14 protein-coding genes are annotated in these 15,058 nt (G+C 62.2%); 13 read left to right on the top strand and 1 reads right to left on the bottom strand.

From position 1 onward, the window contains the following. Positions 1 to 2 precede the first annotated feature (2 nt). From ACP148_RS15375 to ACP148_RS15340, 8 genes are read left to right on the top strand one after another with little or no spacing between them, the layout of a single operon-like run. Complete coding sequence (locus tag ACP148_RS15375; protein WP_421952083.1) at positions 3 to 371, top strand: response regulator; 369 nt, start codon at positions 3 to 5, stop codon at positions 369 to 371. Continuing rightward, a complete protein-coding gene (locus ACP148_RS15370; protein WP_421952082.1) occupies positions 368 to 2,401 on the top strand; it encodes a chemotaxis protein CheA in 2,034 nt (677 codons plus the stop codon). Before ACP148_RS15375 ends, ACP148_RS15370 begins: the two co-directional genes overlap by 4 nt. Beyond that, positions 2,398 to 2,895, top strand: coding sequence for a chemotaxis protein CheW (locus ACP148_RS15365; RefSeq protein WP_421952081.1), 498 nt, complete (start codon positions 2,398 to 2,400; stop codon positions 2,893 to 2,895). Before ACP148_RS15370 ends, ACP148_RS15365 begins: the two co-directional genes overlap by 4 nt. Next, positions 2,892 to 4,985 carry a HAMP domain-containing methyl-accepting chemotaxis protein gene (locus tag ACP148_RS15360; protein WP_425033562.1) on the top strand — a complete coding sequence of 698 codons (2,094 nt, stop codon included), beginning with the start codon at positions 2,892 to 2,894 and terminating at the stop codon, positions 4,983 to 4,985. The genes ACP148_RS15365 and ACP148_RS15360 overlap by 4 nt, the downstream gene beginning before the upstream one ends. A 12-nt stretch (positions 4,986 to 4,997) precedes the next feature. After that, on the top strand, positions 4,998 to 5,462 hold the full coding sequence (locus tag ACP148_RS15355) for a chemotaxis protein CheW (RefSeq protein WP_421952079.1): 465 nt from the start codon (positions 4,998 to 5,000) through the stop codon (positions 5,460 to 5,462). A gap of 58 nt (positions 5,463 to 5,520) precedes the next feature. After that, entirely contained in the window at positions 5,521 to 6,411 is an 891-nt protein-coding gene (locus tag ACP148_RS15350) for a CheR family methyltransferase (protein ID WP_421952078.1), read from the top strand. Further along, complete coding sequence (locus tag ACP148_RS15345; protein WP_421952077.1) at positions 6,408 to 7,529, top strand: protein-glutamate methylesterase/protein-glutamine glutaminase; 1,122 nt, start codon at positions 6,408 to 6,410, stop codon at positions 7,527 to 7,529. The genes ACP148_RS15350 and ACP148_RS15345 overlap by 4 nt, the downstream gene beginning before the upstream one ends. Next, complete coding sequence (locus ACP148_RS15340; protein WP_421952076.1) at positions 7,526 to 9,253, top strand: hypothetical protein; 1,728 nt, start codon at positions 7,526 to 7,528, stop codon at positions 9,251 to 9,253. Before ACP148_RS15345 ends, ACP148_RS15340 begins: the two co-directional genes overlap by 4 nt. Here ACP148_RS15340 and ACP148_RS15335 read toward each other — a convergent pair. Further along, positions 9,250 to 9,774: a MarR family winged helix-turn-helix transcriptional regulator gene (locus ACP148_RS15335; protein ID WP_421952075.1), complete on the bottom strand. Its 525-nt coding sequence runs from the start codon at positions 9,772 to 9,774 to the stop codon at positions 9,250 to 9,252. The genes ACP148_RS15340 and ACP148_RS15335 overlap by 4 nt on opposite strands. A 262-nt stretch (positions 9,775 to 10,036) precedes the next feature. Here ACP148_RS15335 and ectA point away from each other — a divergent pair, with 262 nt between their 5' ends. From ectA to ACP148_RS15310, 5 genes are all read left to right on the top strand, one after another. Then, entirely contained in the window at positions 10,037 to 10,597 is a 561-nt protein-coding gene (ectA, locus tag ACP148_RS15330) for a diaminobutyrate acetyltransferase (RefSeq protein WP_421952074.1), read from the top strand. A 176-nt stretch (positions 10,598 to 10,773) separates the two neighbouring features. After that, complete coding sequence (gene ectB, locus ACP148_RS15325) at positions 10,774 to 12,054, top strand: diaminobutyrate--2-oxoglutarate transaminase (protein ID WP_421952073.1); 1,281 nt, start codon at positions 10,774 to 10,776, stop codon at positions 12,052 to 12,054. A 36-nt stretch (positions 12,055 to 12,090) separates the two neighbouring features. After that, positions 12,091 to 12,492: an ectoine synthase gene (locus ACP148_RS15320; protein ID WP_421952072.1), complete on the top strand. Its 402-nt coding sequence runs from the start codon at positions 12,091 to 12,093 to the stop codon at positions 12,490 to 12,492. Positions 12,493 to 12,549: 57 nt separating this feature from the next. Continuing rightward, a complete protein-coding gene (gene thpD, locus ACP148_RS15315; RefSeq protein ID WP_421952071.1) occupies positions 12,550 to 13,476 on the top strand; it encodes an ectoine hydroxylase in 927 nt (308 codons plus the stop codon). A 77-nt stretch (positions 13,477 to 13,553) separates the two neighbouring features. Continuing rightward, on the top strand, positions 13,554 to 15,008 hold the full coding sequence (locus tag ACP148_RS15310; protein WP_421952070.1) for an aspartate kinase: 1,455 nt from the start codon (positions 13,554 to 13,556) through the stop codon (positions 15,006 to 15,008). The last annotated feature ends 50 nt before the right edge of the window (positions 15,009 to 15,058 follow it).

Below are 15,058 nucleotides of genomic sequence, written 5' to 3'. Positions count from 1 at the left end.
CCATGAGCAAGACAATTCTCACCATCGACGATTCAGCATCCATCCGCCAGATGGTGTCCATGACGCTGACGGCGGCGGGCTTTGAGGTCATCGAGGCAGCCGATGGCGCCGAAGGCTATGACAAGGCCATTGCCCAGCCGGTCCACGCGGTTCTGACCGATCTCAACATGCCGGTCCTCAACGGCATCGAATTCGTGCGCAAATACCGCGCGCATCCAGCCAGCAAGGGAATACCGGTCATCCTTTTGACCACCGAGTCTGACGACGACCTCAAGCGCCAGGCCAAGGAGGCGGGAGCCACCGGCTGGATCGTCAAGCCCTTCAAGCAGGATCAGCTTCTGGCCATCATCAAGAAGGTGGTCGGGGCATGAACGTTTCCGATCCCACAGATACGTTCCGCCAGGAAGCCCGCGAGCTTCTCGAACAACTCGAAGCCGGCCTGCTCGATCTCGAACAGGATCCCGCCAATTCCGATCTCATCAATTTCGCGTTCCGCGCGCTGCACACGATCAAGGGATCGGGTGCGATGTTCGGCTTCACCCGCGTTGCCGAATTCGTCCATGAATTCGAAACCGCCTTCGATCGGGTCCGCAAGGGCCAGAGCGCTGCCAACAAGGCGCTCATCGAAGTCGCGCTCGATGCCAAGGATCACATTCATCGCCTGATCGAAGAGCCCGACGCCGAGCTGGCCGGCGGCGACGAAATCCTCGCCGCGCTGCGTGTCATCGTTGATGGCGGCACGCCTGCCAAAAGCGACGAGCGGTTGGCCGCGGCGCCCGCGCCGAAGGCTGCTCCTGCCGTCGACGCTTCCAAATGGTGGCGCTTGGTGTTCTACCTTCCCGCCGACTGCCTGGCCTTCGGCACCAATCCCATCCTCCTGCTCGAGGAAATCGCCGAACTCGGTCCCAACCGGATCACGGCGCTGACCGACCGCATCCCCGATCTCGATATTCTCGATCCCGAAGTGCCCCATATCGGCTGGCAGGTCGATATCGAGGCCGCCGATCCCGCCGCGGCGATCGACGACATTTTCATGTTCCTGCGCGACAGCATGGAGCTGACCCTGTCTCCGCTCGACGATGCGGCGCCCGCTTCTTCTGAAGCAGCCGCGCCCCAGGAGGTTGAGCCCGCCCCGGTTTCCGAAACGCCCGCGGCGACCGCCCCTGCGCCCGTCAAGCGCGCCAAACCGGCCCCCAGGGCCGAGCCCGGCCGCGCCGCAGCCACCTCCCTGCGCGTGCCCGCCGAACGGCTTGACGAACTGATGGACCGCGTCGGTGAACTGGTCATCGCCCAGGCGCGCCTGACCCAGATCGCCGCGACGAGTTCCGATACGGCGCTCAAAACGATCGCCGAAGAACTCGAGCGCCTGTCCTCGGGCCTGCGCGACACCTCCATGGGCATCCGCATGGTGCCCATCGGCTCGCTCTTTGGCCGCTTCCGCCGGCTTGTGCATGATCTTTCCGGCGAACTGGGCAAGCCCATAGAATTCGTGACCGCCGGTGAAGACACCGAGCTCGACAAGACAATGATCGAGCGTCTGGCCGACCCGCTGGTCCATCTCATCCGCAACGCCATGGATCACGGGCTGGAAAGTGCCGAAGCCCGTGCAACGGCCGGCAAGCCCGCCAAAGGCACCGTTCGGCTTTCAGCCGTCTATTCGGGGGCGGAAGTCGCCATTTCGGTGTCCGATGACGGGGCGGGGCTCGACGCTTCCCGCATTCGCGCCAAGGCCGAGGAAAACGGCCTCATAACGCCCGAAACCAAGCTCACGGAGCAGGAACTCTATCATCTGATCTTCGCGCCCGGCTTTTCGACGGCAAAGGAAGTCACCTCGCTCTCAGGACGTGGCGTGGGCATGGACGTGGTCAAACGCACCATCGACGGGCTGCGCGGCACCATCGACCTCACTACAATTCCGGGGCAGGGCACCACCGCGACCCTGCGCCTGCCGCTGACCCTGGCCATCATCGACGGCATGCTGGTGCGTGTGGGCAATGGCCGCTACACAATTCCGCTGGCCGCCGTCGAGGAATGCGTTGAGCTGCCCGAAGGCATCGAGGCGCACGCCAAGGGTCGCAACTTCCTCGATATCCGCGGCTCTCTGGTGCCTTATCTGCGGTTGCGCAACGTGTTCGGCACAACGACCCCGCCCGAGCCCTTCCAGAAGGTGGTCATCGTCTCTTCGGGCGATGGCCGCGTCGGGCTCGTGGTCGACCAGATCATCGGCAACAATCAGACGGTCATCAAGCAGCTCTCCAAGCTCCATTCGTCGATCAAGTCGTTTTCAGGCGCGACCATTCTGGGCGATGGCACGGTGGCGCTTATCCTCGACACCGCCCACCTGGTCGCGTCCGGCCAGCCCCAGGGCGATGGCTACAGCCTGAGCGGGAGAGCCGCATGAGCACCCCAGCCACATCAATGAACGCCCTGACCATCCGTCTTGACGATGAACTGTTCGCCGTCGAGGCGAGCCAGGTGCGCGAAATCCTCGATCTTGTCCCGATCACCGAGGTGCCCAACGCCCCCGCTTTCGTGGGCGGGCTCATCAACGTGCGCGGACGCGTCGTTCCGCTCGCCGACCTGCGCGTGATGTTTGGCATGGAACGGCCCGAGCCCGACCAGGACACCCGCATCGTCGTCATGGAAGTCAATATCGGCGGAGAACCGACCGTCGCCGGTATCCTTGCCGACAAGGTCCACGATGTCACCGACATCGAGGCCGCCTCGATCGAGGAAGCGCCAAAAGTCGGCATGCGCTGGAAGCCCGAATTGGTCAAGGGCATCGGCAAGCGCAATGGCGGCTTCATCATCATCCCCGACATGGAAAAGATATTCGAAACACCGGGCGACAGAACCTCGCCCGCTGCAGCATCAGAAGAAAGGTCTGCATTGTGAGACTAACGATCAAGACAAAACTGGCGGCCGTCTTCGGCGTCGTCGTCACCATGACCGGCGCAGGCATGTTCCTGAGCATCCAGGGGTTGAGCACGCTCAACCAATCGATGAACCAGACAATCAATGGCCCGATCACCCACGCCTTTACCCTGAGCGAGATCGATACCGGCATGACCGCGCTGGTCTCCGATATTCGTGGCCTGGTCGCCAGTTCCGATGACGCGGAGATGGTCACGCTCTCCGAAACCGCCGCTGCCGAATACACCACGGTGCAGACCACAGCACAGGAACTCGCCGGCAAACTCGGTTCAGACGAACTCAACGGCCGCCTGCAACAGTTCATCGAAACTCTGGAAGAATACGGCGTTGCCGCCCAGCAGGTAAGCGAACTTGCCATTGCCAACAGCGACATCCGCGCGTTCGAGACAACGACCTCTATCGGGAGTGCCTCGATTACCGCCATCGAGAATTCGCTGACCGCCCTGAGGAACGCGATCAGGGAGCGTGTCGTTGCGGGCGATCCGACGGCCTTTGAAGCCTACGACACCGCCTCGAGCCTGTTCCTGGATGTGGCCGATGTCTTCAGGCAGCACCGCAATATCCTGCTGGCCGCCGGCAGTCCTGCCAAGCAGGACGAGTGGCACAATGATTTTCAGGTGGTTATCGAACGTATGACCCCCCAGGTCGAACAGATCTCACGCCAAGTCGCTATCTCGGAGCGCAGTCTAGCCAATACCGTGCAGTCTGATTTTGCCGTCATGGTCGACGCCATGACTGCGGGCAACGCAATCAGCTTGACGCGTACTGATCTTGAGGCAACCAGGATTGTAACTGAAACGCTTGTCCCGCTTCAGCAACGGGCCGCGACCATCATTGGTGGCGTGATCGACGCCAATTCTGCGCTGGCGCAGCAGGCAGTCAGCGAGTCCGCCAATCTCTACGAAAGCTCGCGCGCCATCTTGCTGGCACTTCTGGTTGGCTCGGTACTGATCGCGCTGGTCGCAGCCACCTGGATCGTCGTTTCGATCTCTCGGGCTCTCTCGAGCGCCGTGCGTCTCGCCAACGAGGTTGCCGACGGCAATCTTAACGCGACTGCCGACAACAAGTCCGACGACGAAGTGGGTGATCTGATCAAGGCGCTCAACGCCATGACCGCCAAGCTGCGTGAGGTGGTCGCCGAGGTCACCGCCGCCACCCGCAATGTGGCCGCAGGCTCGCAGGAAATGTCGGCCACCGCCGAACAGCTCAGCCAGGGCGCCACCGAACAGGCCTCCTCGACCGAAGAAGCGTCCGCTTCGATGGAAGAAATGGCCGCCACGATCAAGCAGTCGGCCGATAACGCCACCCAGACCGAAAAGATCGCCCGCCAGTCCGCTGCCGACGCGATAGCCTCGGGTGACGCTGTCAACAATGCGGTCTCGGCCATGCAGACCATCGCCGAAAAGATCATGGTGGTGCAGGAAATCGCCCGCCAGACCGATCTGCTCGCCCTTAACGCCGCGGTCGAAGCGGCCCGCGCGGGCGAACATGGTCGCGGCTTTGCGGTGGTTGCGTCCGAAGTGCGCAAGCTTGCCGAACGCAGCCAGGCTGCGGCGGCAGAAATCTCGACCCTTTCGGGTGATACGGTCAAGGCCGCCCAGTCGGCGGGCGAAATGCTCTCCAAGCTGGTCCCCGACATTCAGCGCACAGCCGAACTCGTCGAGGAAATCTCGGCGGGCAGCCGCGAGCAGAATGCCGGTGCGGCCCAGATCAACACAGCAATCCAGCAACTCGACAAGGTCACCCAGCAGAACACCTCTGCCGCCGAGGAGATGTCGGCGACCTCTGAGGAGCTGGCCAGCCAGGCCGAACAGCTCCAGGCCGCCATCGGGTATTTCCGCATCGACGCCAACGCTGTGCCTGCACCGGCCAATTCGGTTGCCGCCCCGGCGGCCAAGCCCGATCTCAAGCGCCAGATCATGGCCGGGGCCCCCCATATGAAAAAGGCGCCCGCCAAGGGGCAGGCGTCCTCGGGTGGCGGGTTCGACCTCGATCTGGACGACGGTCAGGACGATCTGGACGCCCAGTTCTCCCGCCGTGGCGCGGCCTGATCGGAACCCGTCATGGCTGAGCAGATCCAGTACGTAACGCTCGGTGTCGCGAAGGAAATCTTCGCGGCGCCGGTCGCCACGGTCCAGGAAATCCTGGACATGCTGCCAATAGCCCGCCTGCCGCGCGCGCCCGAAAACCTGCTCGGGATGATTGATGTGCGCGGCAAAGGGGTGCCGGTGCTCGACTTGCGCCTCACCCTTGGCATGGCGCCGGCCGACGATACCGAGAACACCCGCATCGTGGTCCTGACCATCAAGGGTTCAGACGGCCCGGTAACGTTGGGCCTGCGCACAGACAAGGTGTTCGAGGTAACTGTGCTCGACACCGAAACGCTCGACCCGGCGCCCGCTGTCAGCGCCGGATGGAGCGGGCACTGCATCGCCGGCATCGGCCGCCGCAACGGAAATTTCGTGACGGTGCTCGATCTCGACGGCCTGCTCGGCGACATCGCCGGCCAGCCCATTCTCGCAGCGTGATTGCGTCGGAGGCTGGCCGGATGCCCCGGCCGGCCGCACCCCCCATGGAGTTCCCTCATTGTCCGCGTTAGCCCGCCTCTCAACCGATATCGATGATGACGATCGTCTGAGCGAAACCGACTTCCAGCGCATTTCGGCGCTGATCGGCCGCGAGGTCGGTATCAAGCTGCCACCCACCAAGCGCCTGATGGTCGAGGGCAGATTGCGCCGCCGGATTCGGGTTCTCGGACTGGGCGGTTTTTCGGCCTATGGCGACCATCTGTTTCGCAAGGGTGGGCTCGATGGCGAACTGCCCTATCTCATCAATGCCGTCACCACCAACAAGACCGATTTCTTCCGCGAGCCCGAACATTTCGATCTCATGGAAAGGCTGATGGTGCCCAAACTCCTCGATGCGCGGCGCAATGAGCGCATGCCGCTGCTCAAGGTGTGGAGCGCCGCAAGCTCCACCGGGGCCGAAGCCTATACCGCGGCCATGGTGCTGGCAGATATCGCAGCCCAGCGACGCGATTTCCGCTTTGCCCTGCTCGGGACCGACATTTCCACCGACGTTCTCGACCAGGGGCGCAGAGCTATCTATCCGGCCGATCAGATCACGCCCGTGCCGCCCGCCAAGCAGAGCCGCTATCTGATGTTTGCCCGCAAGGCCGGACCGCGCCCCGAAGTGCGCATCGCGCCCGAATTGCGGCGCCTCGTGCGGTTCCAGCGCCTCAACCTTATGGCCGGAACCTATCCTTTTGATCGTGACGTCGACATCATCCTGTTGCGCAACGTCCTGATTTATTTCGAGAAATCCGATCAGGAGGCCGTAATCAATCGTCTTGTCGGTCATCTGCGCCCGGGCGGCTATCTGCTGCTGGGGCATTCGGAATCGATGATCGGCACCTCGGTTACAATGCGCCAGATCGCCCCCGCCGTGTTCCAGAAGGCCGAAGGCGTCGCGCCATGAGCGAGAAGATACGCGTCCTGATTATCGACGATAGCGCCTCGGTGCGGTTAACGCTCAGTGATATCATTTCCGCCGACCCCGATCTCGAGGTCATGGCCACCGCGTCCGATCCCTATGTCGCCGCCGAGCGCATCCGCCAGGAAGTGCCCGACGTGATTTTCCTTGATATCGAGTTGCCACGCATGGACGGGCTGACCTTCCTGCGCAAGATCATGTCCCAGCGTCCCATTCCGGTGGTCATCTGTTCGAGCCTTGCTGAAGCCGGTTCGGACACGTTCATGCAGGCGCTCGAGGCTGGCGCTGTCGACGTGGTGGCCAAGCCGCGGGTCGACACGGCCCAGTTTCTCCATGAGTCGCGCATGCGCATCTGCGATGCCGCCAAGGGAGCCGCCCACGCCAAGATGCGTGGCATGAAAAAGCAGGCGCCGTCCCTGACCGTGGAATCCAAGCTCACCGCCGATGTCATCCTGCCCGCCATTTCCGAAACGCGCCGCAAGAGCCTGATCGAACGTATTCCGGTGACCGAACCGATAGTGGCCATCGGGGCATCGACCGGTGGGACCGAAACCCTGCGCGAGATCCTCGAAGCCCTGCCCGCGGCCTGCCCGCCCATCCTTATCGTGCAGCATATGCCCGAAAAATTCACAGGTGCCTTCGCCCGCCGTCTCGATGCGGGCTGCGCGATGTCGGTTAGGGAGGCCCAGGATGGCGACGTTATTCGGGCCGGGCAGGTGCTCATGGCGCCGGGCAACCATCACATGATGCTGGTGCGCAACGGCTCGCGCTATACAGTAAAGATCGCCGACGGACCCCACGTCTCACGCCACCGTCCCTCGGTCGATGTCCTGTTCCGTTCCACCGCTCAAACCGCGGGCCGCAACGCGCTCGGAATCATTCTGACCGGGATGGGCGACGACGGCGCGCGCGGTCTTTTGGAAATGCGCGAGATGGGCAGTCCCACCATCGCCCAGGACGAAGAGACCTCGGTGGTGTTCGGGATGCCCAAGGAAGCCATCCAGCGCGGCGCTGCCGGACGGGTATTGCCGCTTGCAAAAATCGCCGAAGACATCGTGGCGTTTGGCCACAAGACCGCCCGACCGGGAGAGAGAACTTTATGAGCATGTCCGCCAAACCTCCCGCCATAAACAAGCTTGCCGCCGATCTGGCCGGGCACCGGGAAAAGATCGAAACCGCGTTCGTCTCGGTCGGCGGATGCCTCACCGAGGGCGCTTCGCTGCTCAACAAGCTCATCAAGCTTTTCGATGCGCTGCCCGATGCGTTGCAGGGCGTCGAAGTCAAAGAAGCGACTGCTCACCTTGAAGCTGTTGCCGGCCGCGCGGCAGCGCTCTCGGACGCCTTCGGGCAGGAGCGGATCGATCTTGAAAGCCTGTTCGAAGTGGTCCGCGCCGCCAATCTGCCGATTTCCGATCTGCATCGAACCATCAAGATGATGGGCATTGTTTCGATCAATGCGCGCGTGACCGCCGCGAGTATCGCCGAGGACACTGACGATTTCGACGTCTTCACCACCGATATCGCCACGCTTTCGGAATCGGCTACGTTAACGCTCAAGGAATTTTCGCAGGTCTATCGCCAGCTCGTCGTCGAGGTCGATGCCGCCGTCAGCCAGCGTAACCGCTTCGAAGGAGCGCACGCCCATACGCTCTCCGATCTCGCGGGTCGCCTGACAGCAACATTGCGCGCCCTTGAAAACCAGCGCGCCTCGGCCGTCGATGGCAGCGCGGTAACCAGCAGGCTGTCCCGGCAAATCGTTGGCCAGATCGGCAGCGCGGTGATGGCGCTCCAGGTCGGCGATGCCACCCGTCAGCGGCTCGAGCACATCGAAACCGGCTTTCACCGTCTCGCCGACATTCTCTCGGGCGTGCCTGTGTTCGATACCGAGTTCAAGCCCGAAAGCCATCCCGACGCCCTCGCCGCGATTGCCACGCTCGAACAGGCTCAGCTGGCCGAGACGGCGCGCGATTTCGGTGCCGAGGTGGGCGAGGCCGAGCGCTCCCTTGCCGCGCTCGCCGCAGATGCCGAAACGATCATGACGCGCAGTCGCGGCCAGTACGGCTCGGATGCCGGAAAATCCTCGTCCATTGCCAGCCTGAGCGACCAATTGCGTGCCGCAGTCTCACTGCTGGGTAATTTCGAGGCCGAGCGCGCCAAGCTCGAGGCCGTGGCAGCGATCGTGCGCCGTACAGTGGGCATACTGCTTGGCCATGTTGAGGCCGTTCAGGACATCGAGGCCAATATGCGGCTGGTCAGTCTCAACGCCGCGGTCCGCTGCGCCCAACTCGGCCCGCGCGGTGCCTCTCTCACCGTCATTGCCACTCAATTGCGTGAACTGACAAGCGAGACCGTTCAGGCCGCCGAAAGCGCCGTCGACTGGTTGAGTCAGTCCGCCACCCTGGCTGACGCCTTCGGTGCGGCGACCGAGGCCGATGGCGCGGTCGAGGGCAGGGGGCTCGAGCAGGGCGCCATCCTCGCGCTCGAACTGCTGTCCGGCCTCGATCAGAAACTGGCCGGTGCCCTGTCGAGCCTTGACACCGATGGCACCAAAGTCATTGCCCTGCTCCAGAGGGCGGCAAACGGTCTGGATGGCCTGGGCGCGCTGTCGGAAGCCATGGACGATATCAGGATGCAGATCGCGGGTCTGGCGCCCGACGAGACGCCTTCCGAGCACACCGCCGAACTGGCCGCGCTCGTCGCCGGCCTGCGCCGGCTCTATACCATGGAGGCCGAACGCGCGGTCCATGACGGACTCTTCGGGGCGCCCCAGGCGGGCATCGCTACCCCGGCCGTCCCCGATACGTTCGACGACTTCATGGTCCTCTAGCTGTTTGGCTCCGTACGCGGGGCCAGAACCGGATCGGACGCCAGAACCGCCGCGGCGTCGTCCTGGGCGCCCAGCATGGCGGCAACCCGCTCCAGCGCGGCGATCAGCATGAGCTGTTCCCATTCCTCGAGATTGGAAAACGCTTCGTGGAACTGCGCGTGCGCGCCGTCGGGCGCGATCTCGAGGATTTTGCGGCCCCTCTCGGTCAGGCTCAGCCACACCTGGCGCCGGTCGGTCTGGCCCTTGCGGCGCGCCACCATATTGAGCGCTTCGAGCTTGTGAATCAGCGCCGTGGTCGTCGCCTGGGTGATCCCCATGCGCGCCGCCACCGACCCGGCCGTATGCTCCAGCCCGTCATCGAGCAATTGCATGAAGATGAGCTGGGACGGGGTCAGCCCCGTCTCGCGCATCAACGCCTTTGAATTGAGCTCTGTCTTGCGCAGGATTTTGCGCAGCGCTGAAAGCGCAGTCTTTGTCGGGGCTTGCACGGCGCGGCTTGGCTCCAGCACGAGTGTGTTCATGGTCTTTACCTCTGCTTGCCCGCTCTCCCAAGCCCCAGCCGGCGGTGTTTTGTCGAATTCATTTAGATAAGACTAATGAAATTGGCAAGGTAAGATGCCTTTCCCCAAATGAATGCGCGCGTTGCAAAATTACCATTTTGCCCATCATGCTCATGAAATGACTGGATAAATTGGAATGTGTCAAAATTTGGAACGATTTCCGAGGGTTGACATTTAGTTTGAACAAGCTAACTAACTGCGTGAACGTAAATGGAGGCATCCCATGAAACTCGCAGCAGTCAGCGATACGGACCTTAGCGCCGATCCGCGCTCGTCCATCAAGATTCGCGCTCCCCGGCGCGAGGATGGAGCGGGTGTTTGGCAGCTCATTTCCGATACGACATCGCTCGACGACAATTCGATGTATTGCAATCTGCTCCAGTGCAGCCACTTCGCTTCCACATGTGCGCTGGCTGAAATGGATGGCGAAATCGTGGGCTGGGTGTCCGGCTACATTCCCCCCGAGCACCCCGACACCTATTTCGTCTGGCAGGTCTGCGTGGCCGAAAAGGCCCGCGGCAAAGGCATGGCCAAGCGCCTGATCAATGCTGTGCTCGCCCGCAAGGTCTGCGCTGGCGTCACCCAGGTTCAATCGACCATCACCAAGGACAATAAGCCCTCATGGGCCCTGTTCGGGTCGATTGCCGATACGCTGGACGCCGATCTGGTTCGTCAGCCGCACTTCAAGCGCGACGACCATTTCGCCGGCCTGCACGATACGGAGTTTCTTGTCACCATCGGCCCCTTCGAGCGCGCGGCTTTGCCCGTTCGTTCCGCGGCCTAAGAGATAGGAAGCGCTGCCGCCACTAACTGCGGACCGGCAGCGCATCGCATCTCATGCAGGCAAGAATCCCCCTGATCCCAAATTCTGCTGTCCCGCACGGAGCAGTCCCGGAAAAAGTGGCAACCACTTTTTCGGTTCGGGAGCGCGACACGGGAAAAGCAAGGAGACACGCTAAGATGACCACGACACACGAAACATTCGATCGCGTCGAGAGCCAGGTGCGCTCCTATTCGCGCAGCTTTCCCAAACTCTTCGGCAAGGCCAAGGGTTCGATCATCTACGGCGAAGACGGCCGCGAATATATCGATTTTCTCGCCGGCTGCTCCTCGCTGAACTACGGTCACAACGACCCCGACATGCAGGCGGCTCTGGTCGAATACGTCACCTCCGACGGCATCGCCCACGGGCTCGACATGTTCACAAAGGCCAAAGAGGCGTTCCTCGTGGCCTATGAGGACATCATCCTCAAGCCGCGCGGCATGGACTATAAGCTCATGTTCACCGGTCCCACCGGCGCCAACGCCGTTGAAGCGGCCATCAAGCTGGCCCGCAAGGTCACCGGCCGCACCAATGTGATCGCCTTCACCAACGGCTTTCACGGCATGACCCTTGGCGCGCTCGCCGCGACGGGCAATGCCGGCAAGCGCGGCGGAGCGGGGATCGACCTCAACGGCGTCCATCGCGCGCCGTTTGAGGGCTATTTCGGCCCCGATGTCGATACCGCCGGCATGCTCGAACAGATGCTCGACGATCCTTCGGGCGGCATCGACGCCCCCGCGGCGATCCTCGTCGAACCCGTGCAGGGTGAGGGTGGCCTGAACGCCGCGTCGGGCGAATGGCTCAAAAAGATCCAGACAATCGCCAAAAAACACGGCGCGCTGTTCATCCTCGATGACATCCAGGCCGGGTGCGGGCGCACGGGCAATTTCTTTTCGTTCGAAGAGTTCGGCCTGGACCCCGACATCATCACCCAGGCCAAATCGCTTTCGGGCATGGGCCTGCCCTTCGCTCTGACGCTTCTCAAGCCCGAGCATGACATCTGGAAGCCCGCCGAGCACAACGGCACCTTCCGGGGCAACAATCATGCCTTCGTCACCGCCCGCGTGGCGCTGGAAAAATTCTGGCGCGACGATGCCTTCGCCAATTCGGTCAGGGCCAAGGGCGAGCATCTGAAAACCCGTCTTGGCGCCATTGCCAAGCGCTACGGTCTGGCCCTGCGCGGCCGCGGCATGATGATGGGCATCAATACCGAAAACGGTGATGTTGCATCCGACATCTGCGCCAAATGCTTCGACAAGGGCCTGATCATCGAGACCTCGGGTGGCCGTGACGAAGTGGTCAAGGTGCTCTGCCCTCTCGTTATCGACATCGCCCAGCTCGACAAGGGCCTCGACATCATCGAGGACGCGTTTGAAGCCGTGCTCGACAAGGATGTTTCGCGCGCCGCGGCCGAGTAATCGCCAGCGCGCCCGGAAAAAGAAAAGGAATACAAAATGATTGTTCGCGATCTCGAGGATGCTCGCCAGGGCGACCGGCTCGTCAATTCCAACGGCTGGGATTCAACCCGCCTGCTTTTGGCCGGCGATGGCATGGGCTTTTCGTTTCACATCACCCGCATCCATGCCGGCACCAGCCACGAGTTCCACTACAAGCACCATTTCGAGAGCGTCTATTGCGTCTCGGGCGATGGTGAGATCGAGGATCTTGAAACCGGCACGGTCTACCAGATCAAGCCTGGCGTGATGTACGCACTCGACAAGAACGACCGGCATCGCCTGACCGCTCGTGAGGAAATGGTCATGGCGTGCTGCTTCAACCCGCCGGTGACCGGCACCGAAGTCCATCGCGACGATGGTTCGTACGCCCCGGCCGCCGAGTTGGCAAAGAGCGCATAAGGCGCACCCCAAAAACCCCGAACCCAAAAAACCCCGAACCAACGAGTAGAGGAAGCAATGACACTCTCCGCAGTTCACACCCGATCGGACGCCTATCCAACACGACTTGCCGAGGAAAACTGGCTCGAGCGCAAGGACCCGGTGTTCTGGGGCAACTGGACGCCCCAGGCGCCCCTGACCCGCGCCCAGACCGAAGACTTCGACAAGAATGGCTTCCTGGTCTTGAACAACGTCTTTTCCCCCGCCGAGGTGGCAAAACTTCAGGCAGAATCGCGCCGCCTGCGGTCCGGTGAGGCCGGCCTCAACTCCGATAATGTGGTGACCGAACCCGATTCGGATGCGGTGCGCACCATTTTCCGGCTTGAGGACGAGAGCGCCCTGTTCAACCGGCTGGCCCGCGACGAGCGGATTGCCGGAAAGGTCCGCTTTCTGCTCGATGACGATCTCTATCTTCACCAGAGCCGCCTGAACTACAAACCCGGCTTTACCGGTAAGGAATTTTACTGGCATTCGGATTTCGAGACCTGGCACGCCGAGGACGGCATGCCCCGCATGCGGGCCATTTCCGCCTCGATCCTTTTGACCGACAATGACGCGCTCAATGGCCCCTTGATGCTGATGCCCGGTTCGCACAAGCATTACGTGTCGTGCGCCGGCGAAACGCCGGACGACAACCATAAATCCTCGCTCAAAAAGCAGGAAGTTGGCGTCCCCAGCCCTAAGGCACTGTCCGATCTGGCCGGAAAATTCGGCATCGAATACGCCTCGGGCAAGGCCGGAACGGTGATCCTGTTCGAATGCAACACAATGCACGGCTCGAACGGCAACATCACTCCGTTCCCGCGCTCGAACGCCTTCTTCGTCTACAACGCCTGGTCCAACAGGGTCGAAGAGCCGTTCGCGGCCAACAAGCCCCGTCCCGATTTCCTTTCGAACCGCGACCCCAAGGGCCCGTTCGAGATCGCCTCGGGCAAACTCGAATAAGCGCCACAAGGCGCCCACAACCATTCGGCGGGATTTATCGGTCCCGCCGGGCACCCCGACCCAATCGGAGGCAACAAGTGACAGCCAAGACCCATACAGTCGAAAAAATCGGTGGCACGTCGATGTCGCGCAGCCAGGAGCTTTTGCGCACCGTGCTCGTCGGCGACCGGAAGGGCCCTGAGCTCTATGATCGCATTTTCGTGGTGTCCGCCTATGGCGGCATGACCGACGCCCTGCTCGAACACAAAAAATCCGACGAGCCCGGCGTTTACGCGCTGTTTGCCAGCGCGGAAAGCGGCTGGCAATGGGGCGATGCGCTCTCTTCGGTTGCCTCGAAAATGGTCGAAAAGAACGCCGAGATTTTCCCGGACGCCGCGACCCGCGAGCAGGCCGACAAATTCATCCGCGAGCGGATCGAAGGCGTGCGCTCGTGTCTGATCGATCTTTCGCGCCTGTGCTCGTTCGGTCATTTCCAGCTCGAAGCCCATCTTTTGACCGTGCGCGAAATGCTCTCGGCCCTGGGTGAAGCGCAATCGGCTTTCAATACGGCCCTGCTCCTCAATCAGAACGGGGTCAACGCCCGCTTCATCGATCTGACCGGCTGGCGTCAGGATGGCGAACTGCCGCTCGACGAGCATATCGCGCGCCAGTTCGAGGGCGTCGATTTCGAAACCGAGCTGCCCATCGTCACCGGCTATGCCCAGTGCTCCGAACAGCTCATGAAAACCTATGACCGCGGCTATTCCGAAGTAACGCTCTCCCGCGTGGCCGTCGTAACCGGCGCAAAAGAAGCGATCATCCACAAGGAATTCCACCTGTCCTCGGCCGATCCCAAGCTGGTCGGTTCCGACAAGGTGCAGGTCATCGGCGAAACCAATTATGATGTCGCCGACCAGCTCTCCAATATGGGCATGGAAGCCATCCACCCCCGCGCGGCCAAATCGCTGCGCCAGGCCGGGATCCCGCTGCGCGTCACCAACGCGTTCGAACCCGATCATCCGGGCACCGTCATCATGAGCGATCTCGAACCCAGAACGCCGGGCGCCGAGATCGTCACGGGACTAAAGGGCGTATTTGCCCTCGAGTTTTACGATCAGGACATGGTCGGGGTGAAGGGCTATGACACCAGGATCCTCGAGGCCCTGACCCGCCACAAGGTCTGGATCATCTCCAAGACCTCCAACGCCAACACCATAACCCATTATCTCAAGGGCTCGATGAAGGCGATCAAGCGGGTTGAAACCGATCTGGCCCAGGCCTTCCCCACAGCCAGCACCACGCTGCGCAAGCTCGCCATGGTTTCGGCCATCGGCCGCGACCTGGGCGGCGTCCAGATCCTGCCGCGCGCCATCGCCGCCCTCGATGAGGCGGGAATCGAGCCGATCGGGCTGACCGACATGATCCGCAAGGTCGATCTGCAGGTGCTGGTCGAGGAAACCGATTTCGACGCCGCGATCATCGCGCTCCACAAGGGACTTGTCGAAGAGCGCGCCGAGCGCAAGGCGCGAGCCGATATTCGTCGCGTTGCCTGATGGATGCCTCTGAGGGCAACGCAACGACAGGCCGGTCCCCGCGAAGGGGG

Origin of the sequence: Pelagibacterium sp. (assembly GCF_965249125.1) — a bacterium.
Taxonomy (GTDB): domain Bacteria; phylum Pseudomonadota; class Alphaproteobacteria; order Rhizobiales; family Devosiaceae; genus Pelagibacterium.
The sequence above is the reverse complement of the archived record's forward strand: the minus strand, read 5'-3'. Positions and strand labels throughout refer to the sequence as shown.

Coding starts and splice junctions, on each gene's coding strand:
- ACP148_RS15370 (WP_421952082.1), top strand. CDS start 368: ATGAACGTTTCCGATCCCACAGATACGTTCCGCCAGGAAGCCCGCGAG.
- ACP148_RS15340 (WP_421952076.1), top strand. CDS start 7,526: ATGAGCATGTCCGCCAAACCTCCCGCCATAAACAAGCTTGCCGCCGAT.
- ACP148_RS15355 (WP_421952079.1), top strand. CDS start 4,998: ATGGCTGAGCAGATCCAGTACGTAACGCTCGGTGTCGCGAAGGAAATC.
- ectB (WP_421952073.1), top strand. CDS start 10,774: ATGACCACGACACACGAAACATTCGATCGCGTCGAGAGCCAGGTGCGC.
- ACP148_RS15375 (WP_421952083.1), top strand. CDS start 3: ATGAGCAAGACAATTCTCACCATCGACGATTCAGCATCCATCCGCCAG.
- ACP148_RS15320 (WP_421952072.1), top strand. CDS start 12,091: ATGATTGTTCGCGATCTCGAGGATGCTCGCCAGGGCGACCGGCTCGTC.
- ACP148_RS15345 (WP_421952077.1), top strand. CDS start 6,408: ATGAGCGAGAAGATACGCGTCCTGATTATCGACGATAGCGCCTCGGTG.
- ACP148_RS15335 (WP_421952075.1), bottom strand. CDS start 9,774: ATGAACACACTCGTGCTGGAGCCAAGCCGCGCCGTGCAAGCCCCGACA.
- ACP148_RS15365 (WP_421952081.1), top strand. CDS start 2,398: ATGAGCACCCCAGCCACATCAATGAACGCCCTGACCATCCGTCTTGAC.
- thpD (WP_421952071.1), top strand. CDS start 12,550: ATGACACTCTCCGCAGTTCACACCCGATCGGACGCCTATCCAACACGA.
- ectA (WP_421952074.1), top strand. CDS start 10,037: ATGAAACTCGCAGCAGTCAGCGATACGGACCTTAGCGCCGATCCGCGC.